Source organism: Sphingobium sp. WTD-1 (genome assembly GCF_030128825.1).
Classification (GTDB): domain Bacteria; phylum Pseudomonadota; class Alphaproteobacteria; order Sphingomonadales; family Sphingomonadaceae; genus Sphingobium.
The window spans coordinates 3,379,541-3,395,122 of sequence record NZ_CP119127.1 but is presented as its reverse complement, the minus strand read 5'-3'; the positions used below and the strand labels follow the sequence as shown (position 1 = coordinate 3,395,122).

General features: G+C 62.8%; 12 protein-coding genes and 3 tRNA genes. 5 read left to right on the top strand and 10 right to left on the bottom strand.

What is annotated here, in order from left to right; translation table 11 throughout:
• Positions 1-131: 131 nt before the first annotated feature.
• The 3 genes from N6H05_RS16830 to N6H05_RS16820 all read left to right on the top strand — a co-directional run bounded on the left by N6H05_RS16830 (position 132) and on the right by N6H05_RS16820 (position 1,731).
• Complete coding sequence (locus N6H05_RS16830) at positions 132-1,478, top strand: tyrosine-type recombinase/integrase (RefSeq protein ID WP_284110697.1); 1,347 nt, start codon at positions 132-134, stop codon at positions 1,476-1,478.
• A 57-nt stretch (positions 1,479-1,535) separates the two neighbouring features.
• Positions 1,536-1,611 (top strand) — tRNA-Lys (locus N6H05_RS16825).
• Between the two features lie 44 nt (positions 1,612-1,655).
• Positions 1,656-1,731, top strand: a tRNA-Lys gene (locus N6H05_RS16820).
• A gap of 102 nt (positions 1,732-1,833) precedes the next feature.
• Here the strand turns inward: N6H05_RS16820 and N6H05_RS16815 are convergent.
• Entirely contained in the window at positions 1,834-2,061 is a 228-nt protein-coding gene (locus N6H05_RS16815; protein WP_284110695.1) for a helix-turn-helix domain-containing protein, read from the bottom strand.
• 98 nt (positions 2,062-2,159) lie between these two features.
• Here N6H05_RS16815 and N6H05_RS16810 point away from each other — a divergent pair, with 98 nt between their 5' ends.
• Positions 2,160-2,561 (top strand): hypothetical protein, encoded by a 402-nt coding sequence (locus tag N6H05_RS16810; protein WP_284110694.1) that lies wholly within the window; start codon positions 2,160-2,162, stop codon positions 2,559-2,561.
• Between the two features lie 350 nt (positions 2,562-2,911).
• On the opposite strand, the gene N6H05_RS16805 is transcribed toward N6H05_RS16810, so the two are convergent.
• From N6H05_RS16805 to N6H05_RS16770, 8 genes are all read right to left on the bottom strand, one after another.
• Positions 2,912-4,009, bottom strand: a complete 1,098-nt coding sequence (locus N6H05_RS16805; RefSeq protein ID WP_284110692.1) for a beta family protein — start codon at positions 4,007-4,009, stop codon at positions 2,912-2,914.
• Between the two features lie 25 nt (positions 4,010-4,034).
• On the bottom strand, positions 4,035-5,348 hold the full coding sequence (locus tag N6H05_RS16800) for an XRE family transcriptional regulator (RefSeq protein ID WP_284110691.1): 1,314 nt from the start codon (positions 5,346-5,348) through the stop codon (positions 4,035-4,037).
• Positions 5,349-5,681: 333 nt separating this feature from the next.
• Positions 5,682-5,757: transfer RNA gene (locus N6H05_RS16795), tRNA-Lys, on the bottom strand.
• A 121-nt stretch (positions 5,758-5,878) separates the two neighbouring features.
• Complete coding sequence (gene rodA / locus N6H05_RS16790; RefSeq protein WP_017499258.1) at positions 5,879-6,991, bottom strand: rod shape-determining protein RodA; 1,113 nt, start codon at positions 6,989-6,991, stop codon at positions 5,879-5,881.
• Entirely contained in the window at positions 6,991-9,090 is a 2,100-nt protein-coding gene (gene mrdA, locus N6H05_RS16785; RefSeq protein ID WP_284110690.1) for a penicillin-binding protein 2, read from the bottom strand. The genes rodA and mrdA overlap by 1 nt, the downstream gene beginning before the upstream one ends.
• A complete protein-coding gene (gene mreD / locus N6H05_RS16780) occupies positions 9,087-9,614 on the bottom strand; it encodes a rod shape-determining protein MreD (RefSeq protein WP_017499256.1) in 528 nt (175 codons plus the stop codon). Before mreD ends, mrdA begins: the two co-directional genes overlap by 4 nt.
• Positions 9,611-10,531 carry a rod shape-determining protein MreC gene (mreC, locus tag N6H05_RS16775; RefSeq protein WP_004212358.1) on the bottom strand — a complete coding sequence of 307 codons (921 nt, stop codon included), beginning with the start codon at positions 10,529-10,531 and terminating at the stop codon, positions 9,611-9,613. The genes mreD and mreC overlap by 4 nt, the downstream gene beginning before the upstream one ends.
• A gap of 17 nt (positions 10,532-10,548) precedes the next feature.
• Entirely contained in the window at positions 10,549-11,595 is a 1,047-nt protein-coding gene (locus N6H05_RS16770; protein WP_004212359.1) for a rod shape-determining protein, read from the bottom strand.
• 134 nt (positions 11,596-11,729) lie between these two features.
• On the opposite strand from N6H05_RS16770, the gene mutL reads away from it, so the two are divergent.
• Positions 11,730-13,544: a DNA mismatch repair endonuclease MutL gene (mutL, locus tag N6H05_RS16765; protein WP_284110687.1), complete on the top strand. Its 1,815-nt coding sequence runs from the start codon at positions 11,730-11,732 to the stop codon at positions 13,542-13,544.
• Positions 13,545-13,554: 10 nt separating this feature from the next.
• Here the strand turns inward: mutL and sppA are convergent, their stop codons facing one another.
• Positions 13,555-15,438 (bottom strand): signal peptide peptidase SppA, encoded by a 1,884-nt coding sequence (sppA, locus tag N6H05_RS16760; RefSeq protein WP_284110685.1) that lies wholly within the window; start codon positions 15,436-15,438, stop codon positions 13,555-13,557.
• Positions 15,439-15,582: the final 144 nt, after the last annotated feature.

Sequence of the window (15,582 nt, the reverse complement as noted above, 5' to 3'; positions counted from 1 at the left end):
CATGCTGTAACCCAGTATAACGCTCCGTAACGTGGAAAAGTGAGGCAGGAGTGAGGCAGTGTCCTTGTGGCGCGATCTACGGTGGCTTAGAAGCGAGGTGGAAATCTGCGTCATCAAGGAGCGCTACCAGCGTGAAAAAGCAACTCACCGCTGTCTTCATAAAGGGGGTCAAACCGGCCGATAAGAAACAGCGTTTCACCGACTCCGTTGTGGCCAATCTCCTCCTCACCGTCCACCCTACAGGCCGCAAAATATGGTCGTGGCACGGTAAGCTAAATGGCGAAACGAAGACGATCACGCTTGGCCAATGGTTGGTCACTGGTGGCATGGACCTTGCCACTGCCCGCGAGCGCGCGACTGAGATCAACACCGCGAAGATCGAGGGGAGGGAGATGAGCTTCATCATACCCAACGAGGAGCCGTCCGAGCCAGCAATCGATCCTCGCGCCGCCTTCACCTGCGACTGGATGTTTGACCAGTATATGGCGCAAGAAGGGGAGACCCGAAAGACCGCCAAGGAGAAGCGGACCACCTACAACCGAGAGATCAAGCCGACGCTTGGTGAGCGTCAGATTGACACCATCACCTATGACGATCTGGCAGCGATCGTGCAGAAGAAGTTCTCGGAAGGGAAGGGGCCGGCATCGAACCGGCTCAAGGCGCTGATCGCCCGGTGGTGGAAGTGGGGTGTGACTCGCGGCCGAGGAGTGACCGGCCTGAAAGCGAACCCGGCAATCGATCTGGTATGCCTCGCTGACGAGAACAAGCGCCGCCGCTATTTGACGAATTACGAGATCGGCATGTTCTTCAAAGGAACCTATTTGGCTCGCGACACCTTCGCCGAGATGCTGACCGTGATCCTCTACACGGGCCTCCGCCGGAGCGAAGCGGCTGGGTTGACGTGGAAGGAGGTGCGCTTCGAGGACAACACAATCATGATCAGCGGTGACCGCATCAAGAACGGGTTAGACCTGCTCTTGTGGATGCCGGACACGGTCACAGCGATTCTGCGGAAGCGCAAGTGTCTCACCGGTGACTACAAATATGTGTGGCCTGCTCCTTATTCTTGGCGACAAGGTGAGGTGGTGGAAAAGGGCAAGGATACGTCGAAGGAGCTTACTACCTTCACCAAGCCCATGAATGCACTGAACGACGCGTGCCAAAAGTACGCGATCAAGGAGCGCAAGAAGATGGAGAGGTTCACCGTCCATGACTTGCGCCGGACACTGGCGACGGGGATGCGAGGGCTGCGGGACGGGCACGATCGCCCCCTTATTCTGTCCGATACGGTCGAGCGGGTGATCAACCACATTATCGGTGGCGTGCGTGGCAATTACGATTGCCACGACTATTTCGCCGAGAAGAAGGCGGCGCTCCGCATCTGGGCAGAGCACCTTGATCCGATCAGGCTTGCCGCTCACGCAGCCATTCAGAAAGATCGCGCGGAAGCGATCGCGACAGGGGGCAAAAAAACATGAAATCGTTGGTTGCGAATCGTAAGTCACGCCGCTATCAGCGCGTCTCCCCGGTAGGATGGATCGTTAGCTCAGTTGGTAGAGCAGACGACTCTTAATCGTCTGGTCCTTGGTTCGAGCCCAAGACGATCCACCACCGGGGGCATAAATTGCTGAACTTTTTGAAAGTTCACGATGTGTGGATCGTTAGCTCAGTTGGTAGAGCAGACGACTCTTAATCGTCCGGTCCTTGGTTCGAGCCCAAGACGATCCACCAATACAGCTGCCACAGGATTCTATTCCGACCACGCCAGCTATCCATCACCTTTTTTACCTAAGAAGTGCTGGCTAACTACAATCCCTCGGCAATTGGCGCTTGTTAGCTCTCTGTGGGCAAATTTCCAGTAAGCGCCGCCACATCACACCCCAACGCGGCACACAGCCGACAAAGCACCGTGAACGTCAGGTTGCGTTGACCACGCTCGACACCGCCGACGTAGGATCGGTCGATCTCCGCTTCCAGCGCGAACTGTTCTTGACTCCAGCCAAGGCTTTTACGGCGCTGCCTGATGCGCCTGCCAAGTTCCTTGAGTTCGTTCTGGGCCACTGCGCGAAAGCACATGGAAGAGGACTTTCAGTCCACGGACGATCATACCCATTTTTAACCGCCTCCATGTATCTCCGCCTGCTCAGAAGGAGATATTGATGAGCAACCGGACCAAGAATGCACTGAAAGGGATCGCGGTTTTTGCACTTGTGCTTGGCATCGGGACTATGGGTTTGAAACTCCTCTATGATGCAACACCGGAGGGGAAGGAAGTTGTTGCCAAGCAGGCGCGGCTTGATGCCGATAAACCGGCAATCCGCGTCGCAGAGACATTGGTGAAGGTGAGGCTGCGTGAACCGGACAGCGCTGCGTTCACCGGTGTCAAGGTGGTTCATATGGATGGAAGCGAGGCCGTTTGCGGCTTTGTAAATGCCCGCAATGGGCTTGGAGGGATGACCGGAGATCAGTGGTTCGCCGTCATCGACGCCGATGTATTCTTCATGAGCGATGGCCCCGAGGCTTCCCGGAAAGTTACTGCAACTTGCGGGATCTTCGGATGAGGGCAGTTCCGGTGAGCGAGATCGCGCCGAAGCTGCCACGCCCAATGAGCGTTTGCTGATTACCTTGTGAACTCGCGGTGCGTAGCCGCGCCACGATTTTCCGCGAGGCCTGCTGAGCCTGACCTTGTGGAACTTCGGGCCGGTTTCGCTCGCTCGCATATCCTCCAGTCCGCGACGGGTCAGACTTCGGCATTTGTCGACGGCATCGTCGCGCTGGCTCCAAATGTGTCTTGGCCAGAAATCACTGCATAGCTAAAAACACATGTGGCCCTGATGACCGCGTAAGGAGGCACTATCGCTAATTGCAACGCGGCGCTGGCGGCAGTGTTAAATCATGCCGGGTTGCATTTTTAGACCAACAGGCCGAGTTGGGTTTCCTCCGATGCTGGAGCCTTTTTGATGGAGATTCCCCGCACCTTCGCAATGTCGCTGACAACCTGCGTGATGTGATGCGTCGTGTTTAGCTGCCGCCATGTGGTCGAGTTGCCGGGGCCTGCTGTCGGATTCTTTGCTCCGTTTGCGATGAAGGTATCGGCGCTCGAAAAGCCCTCGCCGGCAAAATCGCCGCTATCGACGATCGCCTTATAAACTCCGTGCATCCGTTGCCCGTCCTTGCCCGCCTTAACCGCGCGCTGGACACGCCACGCGCCGGGCGTCGTGTAACGGATATGGCGAATGGCCGGGGCACCCCCACCTCCGAAGGCCATCTTTGCGCAATCGGCGGCATAGTCACCGAAAATCATATAATCGGCCGTCGTAGGATCAAACCGCACCGCTTCGCGCCACGCCAGCCATTCGTTGCGCGGCCAAATTTCGACAGTGCCGTCCTTAGCCGGATTCACTTCGGGATAATGCGTGCCCTGAAAGATGATGTGCCGCCACGCGCCGATCTCCTGCAAGGTTTCAAGCGCACCGCTGATGATCGGGGCGGCTATCATCGGGTCCGAGAGTTCGGCACTGGCAAAGTCAGCTACCACTGCACAATCAGCTGGATTTAGCCCCAACGATAACAGGATATTCAAGAGGGTTGTGCGCAACTCCGCCCCAACCAACTCGTCTGATGAAACACAGACAGCGAATTTGAGCGGTGACTGTCCGGGGATGGATGCTCGGAAAGCCTGAATTTCTGCGCTGCCTAAGTCTGAGAGCTGAGCGATAGGGACCGCAATCACGCCAGCCGCCCATGCGCGCTGAAACATATTCGGCAACCATGCCGCCAGACGATCCCGGCCATATTCGTCCAGGATGTAGGTGGCGTCGATGAGCGCGGGGCGGTCTCGCCAATGCGCTGCGAGTGCCACGCTGATGTCTGGCATCTCGACCATCTCGATCAGAAGTGGCTCTGCGTCGTTCCGCTCCTTTTTAGGAGGGACAATAAAGCGCGGCAGAACGCTATCTGCAACGTCCGGCGCAAGCTGGCGGACCCCTTCCAACTCTCCAGCCTTCATCCGAAGAGCGCTGCAATAGACCGGCCTATATGACGCGTTCATTATTCACCTCGACTGTTTTGCTGAGGAGCTGCTTTCGAACACGGCCCCGCCCAATTTTGTCAGAGAATATCTTGTAGTTTTGCCTCTCCATACGCAAGCGACCGAATATAATCGCAGGCGCTATCTCCAACTGTTTCGCCAAGCGTTCGACTGGCTCCGCAGTCTTGGCAATGCGTGCTGGCGATTTACTCCAAACCGCATCGGGAATAAGCATGTTTTGGGCAAAGCGGTTCGCTTCCTCTTCCATCTCATCGATTTCGAGATGTTCAAAGTCATCGAAGAACCCGGACGCCAATCCGGTTCGATAGTGCAAAATAACATGCCCCATCTCGTGCATCAGCGTGAACCAAAAATTGTCCACGGTATCGAGCCGGAGGGTTAGGCCGATCACTGGATGCTCATCAATCAGAAATGCAGCACCATCGACACGCATTCCGGCGATCTGCGGCTCGATGACCAGTAAGATGCCTTGTTCGGCAAGCATCTCCTTCGCCCGCAGAGGGCCATCGTCGAGCGCGCTCAGCTTAACCAACGCACTAAGCCACGACATATTGAGCGGACGGTATTTCGGCTTCTTTCGCTGAATTAGCCGGAGGGCGCTCCGCGTGACTTGTGCCTTCCACGCCAGCAGGAACCAGTCCTTGGATAGATCATGGACGTTCAACCCAGTCCGCAGCAACGAAGGGGTTCCATATTCGCCGACATGCTCCGCGACGGTGCGGCGAAGCTGGCTAATTCCATTGTCGTCAGATTGGTCGGCTTTGTCGAGCCAACCGTTTTCGCGTGCGTGCTTCAACACCTTTTGAAGCTCGCTCGACGACATCTCGTAAGATGGAAGCCACGGCTCTTGCAGGGGCTGGTCGATGTGGGCTGTGAGTCTGATACCAAGCGTGCGCGCTACGCGCTGGAGGCCGGATAGACTGATGCTGCGGTAACGCTCCGCCTCATATCGTTGAACCTGTTGCTCAGGGAGAAAAAGGCGGCGAGCCAATTCCTTCTGCTTCCAGCCCTTGGCTACTCTCGCGGCCACAAGCAATGCTCCTAGGTCATTGCCGGCACGCGCTTTGAGTCCAGTCACATCGCCGCCTTGCGCAGTGCGATAGGCTTCTAGGCTCTCGATTAGTTCCTGCTGTTCAGTGACCAGAGATCGCCGAACGCCGTTCAAGACTTCTGGCGGTAGGCCATCGACGATTTGCTTTAGCACTTGGTCGGATGACAGGGCCTGACTAATCTGGTCGATTAGCGCACTGACCTCCCGCTCCTGCCGTTCATTTGTGATAAGGGAAGCGGTTGCCATCGAAAGCAATCTATACATCAAATATGATGTGTCAACGGGGCTGGCCGCCTTTAGATGTCACTGTTGCAGTGAGCCTTCGTGTAAAAACAACTTAACCCTAGGCATTCTCAGAGTCCTGCTGCTGGCCGGGTAAAGCGACTTCCGCGTCGGCGCAGTCGGGATCGCTTTTCGTTTTTCGGTTTGCACGGATATGTCCACGGTTGCCGGGAACATTGATAAGGTTTGCGAAGGGGCCTGAACGCAAAAGTAGGTCAGAAAGTAGGTTGGAGGCCATAAATGAAAAGCCCCGCCGGTGAGGGCGGGGCTATAAATCCTTGATATTCAAGGATAAAATGGTGGACGCACTTGGGCTCGAACCAAGGACCCGCTGATTAAGAGTCAGCTGCTCTACCAACTGAGCTATGCGTCCATTCCGTTGCCGATCAGTCTTGGTGGCTGATCGCTTCGGTGTGGGCGGGCTGTTAGCAGGCACATTTGATTCTGCAAACAGTAAATTGCGTTATCGCACAATTTTTTCGCGAGAGGTTCGCTCAGGCCCAGTTGCCGATGCGCGTGGTGCGCTTGGTCGAGCGGTCGATCGACATGATGATGCCCACGCACAGCATGACGGTCAGCATCGACGAACCGCCATAGGACATGAAGGGCAGGGGGATGCCGACCACCGGCGCAAGGCCCATGACCATCATCAGGTTGATCGCCATGTAGAAGAAGATGGTGGTGGTGAGGCCGGCTGCGACCAGACGCGCGAACTTGTCGGGCGTGCGCAGCGACACGCGGATGCCCCAGCGGAACAGCAGCATGAAGGCGCCGATCAGGAACACGCCGCCGGCCATGCCCCATTCCTCCGCCATGGTGGCGAAGACGAAGTCGGTATGACCTTCGGGCAGATATTGGAGATGGCTCTGCGTGCCCTGGAGGAAGCCCTTGCCCCAGATGCCGCCGGAGCCGATAGCGATCTTCGACTGGCTGATATGATAGCCCGCGCCCAGCGGATCGCTTTCCGGGTCCATGAAGATCAGGACGCGCTTCTTCTGATAGTCATGCAGGAAGCTGAAGGCGATCGGGATGATCGCGGCGACAGTGAGGCCGGAGCCGATGAACAGGCGCAGCGGCAGGCCGGCCAGGAACATGACGGTGATGCCGCCCGCCAGGATCATCGTCGCAGTGCCCAAATCCGGCTGTACCAGCACCAGCGCCCAGGGAACGCCGATCAGCACCAGCGCGGGCCAGATGGCGTTCCAGCGGCGGATTTCCCCCACTGGCAGCATCGCATAGAAGCGGGCGACCGCCAGCACGATGATTGGCTTCATGAATTCCGACGGCTGCAACTGCATGAAGCCCAGGTTGATCCAGCGCTGACTACCGCCGGCAACGCCGCCGATCAGTTCCACCAGCACCAGCGAAACCAGCACCGCGCCATAGGCGGGGAAGGCAAAGCGGGCGAACAGTTCCAGCGGTATGCGGCTGAGCACCAGCGCCATGACGGCGAAGATGACGAAGCGCACCCCCTGGTTGATGGCCCAGGGGGTGATGCTGCCGCCCGCGGCGCTGTAGAGCACCAGCGTCCCGAACAGGGCGATCGCGGCAAGCAGGCCCAGCACGCGCCAGGGAAATTCGGTGACGGACTGGGGTATGATGCTCATTACGGGTTTCCAGGGCCTGGGGGCGCGGGCAGGTCGTCGCCATCATCGGGCTCAGCCGATGACGGGGCCGGTGGTGGCGTGCTGGCGGCTGGCGGGCTGGCGGTCGGCGCGGTCGCATTGGCGGCCTCGCTGCCATTGGCGGCGGCGGCCGGCGGCGGCGCCTGTCCCTTCTCAATCGCCTTGGCCAGGCGGAAGGCGGCCATCTGCCGGGCCTGGCGTTCGGCCGGGGTGCCGCCCCAGCCCTTTTCCAGCGTGACCAGCTTTTCCATCGCCTTCTGCGGATCGAACAGATAGGACATGGTGTCGCTGGCGATCATCGGCGCATCTTCGTTGCGGATGGTGTGGCCGCCATGTTCGATGATGCAGGCGATGGCATAACGGGGATTGTCGAACGGCGCGAAGCCCTGGAACAGGGCATGGTCGCGCAGCTTGAAGGGCAGGCCGGCATTGCCGCGCACGCCGCCCGCGCGCTCCGCCATGGTGATGCGACGGACCTGCGCGGTGCCGGTCTTGCCGGCGATCAGCACATTGGGGATGCTCATCCGTGCCGCGCCGCCGGTGCCGCCGCCATTGACCACCGCGCTCATCGCGTCGCGGATCGTCACCAGATGTTCTTCCGGCACGCCCACCAGCGCCGGTTCGGGGCGCGCGGCGCCATGCAGGAAATTGGGCATCAACTGTCGTCCGGTCGCCAGCCGCGCCGCCATCACCGCCATCTGCAGCGGATTGATCAGCATATAACCCTGGCCGATGGTCGCGTTGACGGTGTCGTACACCTGCCATTTCTGGTTGTATTTCTTGAGCTTCCACGCCGGGTCCGGGACCGTGCCATAGCTCTGGCTGGGGAAGGGCAGGTCGAAACGCTGGCCCATGCCGACGCGGCGGGCCATGCTGGCGATGCGGTCCATGCCGATCCGCTGGGCCATCTGGTAGAAATAGATGTCGCAGCTCTGGGCGATCGCGCCGCGCATGTTGAGCGGGCCATGGCCGCGCTTCTTGTGGCAGTGGAACAATGTGTTGCCGACGCGGATCGCGCCGCCGCAATTGACCGTCTCGGCCGGCGATACGCCCGCCTCCAGCAGCGCCAGCGCCACCATCGGCTTGACCGTCGATCCGGGCGGATACAGGCCTTGCAGCACCTTGTTGCGCAGCGGGACATGGTCGTCCTTCGACAGCATTTCCCATTCCAGATGGCTGATGCCGTCGGAAAAGCTGTTGGGATCGAAGCTGGGCATCGATGCGCAGGCCAGCACGTCGCCATTATGGCAGTCGATCACGACCACCGCGCCGCTCTGGGTGGCGAGGCGTCGGCCGGCATATTCCTGCAGGCCCGCGTCGATCGTCAGCTTGATCGGATTGCCGGGCGTGTCGGGCCGGGTGGTCAGTTCGCGCACGATCTTGCCGCGCGCGGTGACTTCCACCCGCTTGGCGCCGGGCTTGCCGGTCAGATGCTCGTCATAGGCGCGCTCCAGCCCGTCCTTGCCGACCTTGAAGCCCGGCGTGATGAGCAGCGGATCCTTGCGCTTCTTATAGTCCTCCGCCGTGGCAGCTCCGACATAGCCGAGCAGATGGCCGACCGTGGCCCCGGCGGGATAATGGCGCGAAAAGCCCTGGCTCGGCGCGACGCCGGGCAGGTCGGTCAGGCGGACGGAGACGGCGGCGAACTGGTCATAGGTCAGCTTGTCGGCGACCTGGACCGGGCGGAAGCCGGCCGACTTGTCCAGTTCTTCCCTGATCCGATCGACATCGTCGGGCTGGAGCGAGAGGAGTTGCGCCAGATGGCCCACCGTCGCCTCGGCATCGACGATCCGCTGCGGGATCAGGTCGACGCGGAAATCGGTGCGGTTATTGGCCAGCGGCCGGCCGTTGCGATCGACGATCCAGCCGCGACGGGGCGGGATCAGCGTCAGATTGACGCGATTGCTTTCCGACAGGAGCTGATATTTCTCGTTCTCGGCAATGCTGATCCAGCCCATGCGGCCGACCAGCAGCGCGCCGATCGCGCCCTGCAGCCCGCCGACCACCATGGCCCGGCGGCTGAAGGTGAAACTCTGGGTGGCTTCGGTGACGATCTTGCGCTTGGGCGTCGGGAATTTCATGCCATCACACGCCAGCGGTCGATCCGGGCGCATTGCCGGACGACGAAGGGAAAGAGCAATATCGTCCAGAGCATTTGGGGCGCGACCAGCAACAGTTTCACAGGACCTCCGCCGGTAATTCGCGCGAAGAAGACGCCGCCGGCCAGGCAGAAGATAATCGCCATGGTCGCAATTAACCAGTCCTGCCGATAGCTGCGCCAGACGAGCCGATGCTCGATCGCGTCGATGCCGATCAGCATCACGGTCCACAGGAACATGGCCGAACCGATCGGCTGGCCGCTCATCATGTCGTCGAACAGGCCAAGCGGCAGGCCGACCCAGGCGCGCCACAATTCCGGGCGCAGCAACCGCCAGGCCAGCAGGACTAGCAGGCCGAAGGGCGGCATCGCCGGCGACTGGGCGATGACGGGCAGGATCGTCAGCATCGACCCCAGCATCACGGTCACCACCGGCGTTCCCGCCAGGCGCCAGCGCGACGGATGGCGGCCCAGGCGGGGAACCGGCGGCAGATTGCGATCGATCATGGCGTCGCGGCGTTCCCGGCGGCTAGGCCATTGGGGTCGCTGGTCGCGGCCACGCCCGGATCGGGGCGGGTCACGATCTGCTCGAAGGCGCGCTCCACCACCACGGCATCGACCTTGGTCGGGTTGGCGAGCGGCACGCCATAGGCGATCTCGCCCTGGACGCGGACGACCACGGCGACCGGGATATTGGGCTGGAAGATGCCGCCAATGCCCGATGTCACCAGCAGGTCACCCGGCTTGAACGGATTGCGACCGGCCGCCAGCGCGCGGATCTCCAGCGATCCGTCGCCGCCGCCGGTGGAAATGGCCGGGACATTGTCGTTGGCGCGGCGCACCGGCACGATATTGCTCGTGTCGGTCAGCAGCAGCACTTCGGCGGTGTTGGGCGTGGTGGTATGGACGCGGCCGATCAGCCCCTCGGCCGCGCGGACCGGCATGCCCGGACGTACGCCCTGCCAGCTGCCGGCGTTGAGCCGGGCGAAGCGACGCGCGCTGCTGGCGGACGAACTGATCAGGCGCGCCGACAGCAGTGCGCTGCTGTCGACATCGACCAGCTTCAGCAGCTTCTTGAGCCGCGCATTTTCCTGCGCGATGCCCTTTGCCTCGATGATCCGGTTGCGATCGGCCTCGACCTGACGGCGCAGGCCGACATTCTGGGAACCGGCGCGCCAATAGGCGGCCAGAACCTCGTCGATCGAGCTGACGCCGCTCACCGTCCGCTTCATGCCGGTGGACAGGGGGCGGGTGATTTCCGCCGTCCCTGTCCGGATCGCGGCAAAGCCGGTCGGATCGAAAATGGCAACAACGATCAGCAGCAGCGCGATCGCTGCCCCGGCCATTGCCACCACATAGCTGGCGAAGAGGCTATATTGCGCCTTCCGGTTATGACCGGGGCGTCGGCTGGGTGGCCGCGCCATCGTCTATGTCCCCCGGATCAGGCAGTCTGCAACACGCCCCGGAAGATCGGATCCTCCATCGCGCGGCCGGTGCCGATCGCGACGCAGGTCAGCGGATCTTCCGCGATGGTGACCGGCAGGCCGGTCTCGTCGCGCAATTCATCGTCCAGCCCCTTCAGCAGCGCGCCGCCGCCGGTCAGGACGATGCCCTGATCGACAATGTCGGCCGCCAGTTCGGGCGCGGTGTTTTCGAGCGCGATGCGCACGCCTTCGACGATCGTGCTGATCGGCTCGGCCAGTGCGTCGGCGATCTGGCCCTGGTTGATGCTGATTTCCTTGGGCACGCCGTTGACGAGGTCGCGACCCTTGATGTGGATCGTCTCGCCGACGCCGTCCTCGGGCGGCTGGGCAACGCCGAACTGCTTCTTGATGCGCTCGGCGGTGGCTTCACCGATCAGCAGATTATGGTGGCGACGCACGAAGCTGACGATCGCCTCGTCCATCTTGTCGCCGCCGACGCGGACCGAGGTGGTGTAGGCCAAGCCGCGCAGCGACAGCACGGCGACTTCGGTGGTGCCACCGCCAATGTCGACGACCATTGAACCGATCGGTTCGGTCACCGGCATGTCGGCACCGATCGCGGCGGCCATCGGTTCCTCGATCAGAAACACCTGGCTGGCGCCGGCATTGCTGGCGGCGTCGCGGATGGCGCGGCGTTCGACGCTGGTCGAACCCGACGGCACGCAGATCACGATCTCGGGCGCGCGCCAGGGGCTGTGCTTGCCGCCGTGCACCTTGTTGATGAAGTGCTTGATCATCTGCTCGGCCACGTCGATGTCGGCGATGACGCCGTCGCGCAGCGGGCGGATCGCCTCGATCGAATCCGGGGTCTTGCCCATCATCAGCTTGGCATCGTCGCCGACCGCCTTGACGCGCTTGACGCCGTTCAGCGTCTCGACCGCGACCACGGAAGGTTCATTGAGGACGATGCCGCGGCCACGGACATAGACCACGGTGTTGGCAGTACCCAGGTCGATGGCCATGTCCTGGGAGGAAAATTTGAAGAGGCGCGAGAAGATCGACATGCTTCATCCTGTTTCGCCCGGTTGCGCCGGGACGGCAGTGTTCGTGTCCGCGCTCCGTTCCGCCCAAATCTATGCTGGAATATTTTTGGGGTCGCGGCTCGCGGAAAGCGCTCGCTTGGGCTAGTCACTAATCAATGTCAATACGCCGTCTGCCCGAACATCTGGTCAATCGCATTGCCGCAGGCGAAGTGGTCGAAAGACCCGCCAGCGCGCTCAAGGAAATCGTCGAAAACGCGCTGGATGCCGGCGCGACGCGCATCGCCGTGCGCCTGTCGAGCGGCGGGCTCGACCGGATCGAGGTCAGCGATGACGGCTGCGGCATGGATTCGCAGGACATGGCCCTGGCGCTGGAGCGCCACGCCACCTCCAAGATGCCCGACGATGCGATCGAGAATGTCGCGACGCTCGGTTTCCGGGGCGAGGCGCTGCCCTCGATCGCGTCGGTCGCGCGCCTGTCGATCGACAGCCGACCACGCGGCGCCGATGGCTGGAACCGCACCGTCGACAATGGCGTGCTGGTGGCCGAAGGGCCGGCCGCACTGCCGCCTGGTACCCGCGTCACCGTCGACCAGTTGTTTGCTCGGGTGCCCGCGCGGCGCAAATTCCTGCGCTCGGCCAAGTCGGAATATGCCGCCTGCCTCGACGTGATGCGTCGCCTGGCCATGGCCCATCCGTCGGTCGCCTTCTCGGTCGAGCATGATGGCCGCCGCGTGCTGGGCGTGCAGGCGGGCGAGGCGCGGGAGGAGCGGGTCGCCGCGCTCACCGACCGGCAGCTTGCCGACAATCATGTGATCGTCAGCCTGGAGCGGGACGGGGTGCAACTTTCCGGCGTTGCCTCGCTGCCGACCTACAATCGCGGCGTTGGCGATCATCAATATCTGTTCGTCAATGGCCGCCCGGTCCGCGACCGACTGCTGATCGGCGCGCTGCGCGGTGCCTATGCCGACATGCTGGCGCGCGATCGCCATCCGGTGGTTGCCTTGTTCCTCGACGTCCCGCCGCTGGAAGTGGACGTCAATGTCCACCCCGCCAAGACCGAGGTGCGTTTCCGCGACCCGGCGCTGATTCGCGGCATGATCGTCTCGGGCCTGCGCCGCGCGCTCGATGCGGAGGGCTTTCGCGCCGTCCAGCATGCCGATCCCGCCGCGCTCAACGCCTGGCGGCCCGAACCGCTGTCGCCCACGCCGATCGGCGCCATGCCGATCTTCGAGGCAGCGGCCACGCCCTATGCGCCGCCCAGCTACAGCCAGTTCGCACCATCCTCGCCCGCCGGCTATCAGGGTGTCGGGGATTGGCGGCCGAATTTCCTGACCCCGCCGCCCCAGGCGCGCGCCGAACCCGCCGCCGCGCCGGCACCGGAAGGGCACAGCTTCCCGCTGGGCGTCGCGCGTGGTCAGGTCGCGCGCACCTATATCGTCGCCGAGGCGGAGGATGGGCTGGTCATCGTCGACCAGCATGCCGCGCATGAGCGGCTGACGCTGGAACGGATGCGCCGGGCGATGGAGGGGCAGGGCGTGGCATCGCAGGCGCTGTTGCTGCCCGAGGTGGTCGAACTGGACGAGCCGGCCTGCGACCGGCTGGAGGCGCGGGTCGCCGAACTCAAGGAATTCGGCCTGGAACTGGAGCGCTTCGGCCCCTCCGCCATGCTGGTGCGCGCCACCCCGGCGATGCTGGGGCAGGGCGATGTGCAGGGGCTGGTCTCCGACCTGGCCGATGATCTTGCCGCCTATGACAGCGCGCTGTCGCTCAAGGAACGGCTCGATCTGGTCGCCGCGACCATGGCTTGCCACGGTTCGGTCCGCGCCGGCCGCATCCTCAGCGTGGCGGAAATGAACGCGCTGCTGCGTGAAATGGAAGTTACTCCGCGCTCAGGCCAATGCAACCATGGCCGGCCCACCTGGGTGAAGCTCGGCCATGGCGATATCGAGAAGCTGTTCGGGCGAAAGTGACGGCCTGGCGTCAGTGCCAGGCCGTCCCCAGTAACGCCAGCCATCCGCGCGCATCCGCCTGGCTTGCGGGCCTGGGCGCGCCATAGCCGCGGCATTCCAGGCAGTCGGCGCGCACGCCCGCGCCGCTGACCAGTCCGCGCACATCAGCTACCGCCTGCAGCGCCCAGCGCTGCTGCAGTTTCGCCTCGCGGCCGATCAGGTCGCGCGGCGCGCCGGCATCATCCTTCTCGCGGTCGGCGATCGACTGGATGAACTCGGCGAACTTGTCCGGCTGCTTCTCGATCCAGTAGGGCTTGGCCTTGGCCGGATCGATCTTGGCGCGGCGCGCGGCTTCGGCAATCGCGTCGTTGAGGTCGCCGAACCGGTCGACCAGGCCGATCTGGCGGGCGGTGCCGCCGTCCCAGACGCGGCCCTGGGCGATGGTGTCGATCTGCGCCGGCGTCTTGTGCCGGGCCTGCGCAACCAGGCCGACGAAGCGGCGATAGATATCCTCGACCCCCATCTGCATGATCTGGTCGAATTGCGGCGTGGTGCCGCCGGCGATATCGGGCTGGCCGGACAAAGGCGTGGTGCGCACGCCGTCGGTGGTGATGCCCATCTTGGCCAGCGTGCCCTCGAAGCTCGGGATGATGCCGAACACGCCGATCGACCCGGTGATGGTGTCGGGTTCGGCAAAGACGATGTCGGCCGGGGTCGAGACCCAATAGCCGCCGCTTGCCGCGACATTGCCCATCGACACGACGATCGGCAGGCCGCCGGACTTGGCCTCCATGATGGCGCGGCGGATCTTCTCCGACGCCTGCACCGATCCGCCCGGCGAATCGACGCGCACGACCAGCGCCTTCAAGTCCTTCTCGTCCAGCGCCTTGAGCAACAGGTCGGAAATCGTGTCGCCCGCCGCCGTGCCGGGACCAGCCTCGCCATCGACAATGTCGCCGGCCACGGTGAGGACGCCGATCTGCCCGTCATTGGCGGGCTTCCTGGTCTTCACATAGGCGGCATAGTCGATCGCGGCATAATCGGTCTCGTCCTTGTCCGACGGATCGCCCGCGACCTTAGCGACGCGCTCTTCGAAGGCGTCCTGATCGCCCAGATGGTCGACCAGCCCGGCGGTCAGCGCAGCCTTGGCCATGTCGCCGCCGGCAGCGCTGGCGGCGGCGGCGGGATCGGCGGCATAGGCCGCGACCTTCGCCTTGGGCCGCGCCTTGGTCACGTCGTCCTGCCAGTTCTGCCACAGCGCGCCGGCCAGTTCCTGATTGGCCTGCTTGGCGGCGGGCGACTGGTCGGCGCGGATATAGGGTTCGACGAAGCTCTTGTAGGTGCCGACGCGATAGACATGGGTGTTGACGCCCAGCTTGTCGATCAGCCCCTTATAATAGAGGCCGGAGCCGCCGCGCCCGGCGATGGCGACGCCGCCCATCGGGTCGACCCAGGCTTCGCTGGCATGGGCGGCGAGCTGGTAACTGTCGTCGCTATAGAGGGTGGCAAAGGCGAAGACCGGCTTCTTGGCGGCGCGCACCGCGTCCAGCGCCTTGCCGACGCGGGCGATCGCGACCTGGCCGCCGCCGGTGAAATCGTCGAGGTCCAGCACGACCGCCTTCACCTTGTCATCGGTGCGGGCGGCGTCGAGCGCGGTCAATATGTCGGACAGGCGATATTCCTTCGCCTGATCGCCCGAGCCCGACAGGATGGCGGTGGCGCTGACCTCGGCTGGCTGCTCGACGATGCTGCCGTCAAGGTCCAGCAGCAGCGCGCCGCTGCCGATCGGCTTGGCCGGCTTGGGCGAGAAGGACAGGGCGGCATAGAGCAGCCCGAAGAAGAGCAGGAGGAACAGGAGCACCAGTCCGTCCTTGATCGCGACCAGGATGCGCCACGCGCCCTTCACAAATGCCAAATCGCCGTTCCTTTTCCGTTGGTCGTCCCGAGCTATCGCATCGCCGGTTTGACTGCAATGTGGGCTTGTCCTGACCCGCGACAAGCTTGCGCCTATAATTTTGCCCGCTATGGCAGGCGCATCTTTCGCCCCAATCGTGCAGGA